The organism is Tritonibacter sp. SIMBA_163 (genome assembly GCF_046535935.1).
Taxonomy (GTDB): Bacteria; Pseudomonadota; Alphaproteobacteria; order Rhodobacterales; family Rhodobacteraceae; genus Epibacterium; species Epibacterium scottomollicae.
The window spans coordinates 1-1,167 of record NZ_JAWJBP010000069.1; the positions used below are offsets into that span (position 1 = coordinate 1).

The following is a 1,167-nucleotide window of genomic DNA, read 5'->3' on the forward strand; positions in this document are numbered from 1 at the left end:
CCGCACGTCAACATCGGCACCATCGGCCACGTTGACCACGGTAAAACCACGCTGACCGCAGCAATCACCAAATACTTCGGTGACTTCCAGGCCTACGACCAGATCGATGGCGCACCGGAAGAAAAAGCCCGCGGCATCACCATCTCCACCGCACACGTGGAATATGAGACCGAGTCCCGCCACTACGCGCACGTCGACTGCCCCGGCCACGCTGACTATGTGAAAAACATGATCACCGGTGCGGCGCAGATGGACGGCGCGATCCTGGTTGTGAACGCAGCTGACGGCCCGATGCCCCAGACCCGCGAGCACATCCTGCTGGGCCGCCAGGTTGGCATCCCGAAGATGGTCGTCTTCATGAACAAAGTTGACCAGGTCGACGACGAAGAGCTGCTGGAGCTCGTCGAAATGGAGATCCGCGAACTGCTGTCCTCCTACGACTACCCGGGCGACGATATCCCGATCATCGCGGGTTCCGCGCTGGCGGCGATGGAAGGCAACAAGCCTGAAATCGGCGAAGAGAAGATCAAGGAACTGATGGCGGCCGTGGATGACTACATCCCGACCCCTGCACGTGCTGTTGACCAGCCGTTCCTGATGCCGATCGAAGACGTGTTCTCGATCTCCGGCCGTGGTACTGTTGTGACCGGTCGTGTTGAGCGTGGCGTGATCAATGTTGGCGACAACATCGAGATCGTTGGCATCAAAGACACCACCACCACCACCTGTACCGGTGTGGAAATGTTCCGCAAGCTGCTGGACCGTGGTGAAGCAGGCGACAACATCGGCGCCCTGCTGCGCGGTATCGACCGTGAGTCGGTTGAGCGTGGTCAGGTTCTGTGCAAGCCGGGTTCCGTGACCCCGCACACCAAGTTCGAAGCTGAGGCCTACATCCTCACCAAGGACGAAGGTGGCCGTCACACGCCGTTCTTCGCGAACTACCGTCCGCAGTTCTACTTCCGCACCACCGACGTGACCGGCACCGTGACCCTGCCGACCGGCACCGAGATGGTGATGCCGGGCGACAACCTGAAGTTCGAAGTTGAACTGATCGCCCCGATCGCGATGGAAGACGGTCTGCGTTTCGCCATCCGCGAAGGCGGCCGCACCGTTGGCGCGGGCGTTGTGTCCAAGATCATCGAGTAATCAGGTCTCCTGATTTTCGAA

At 60.2% G+C, this 1,167-nt stretch carries 1 protein-coding gene; it reads left to right on the plus strand.

Annotation, left to right across the window (positions count from 1 at the left end; all coding sequences use genetic code 11):
* Positions 1-1,146 (plus strand): elongation factor Tu (gene tuf, locus R0J92_RS21405; protein WP_411053120.1); only part of this gene is annotated, 1,146 nt, incomplete at its 5' end.
* Positions 1,147-1,167 lie beyond the last annotated feature (21 nt).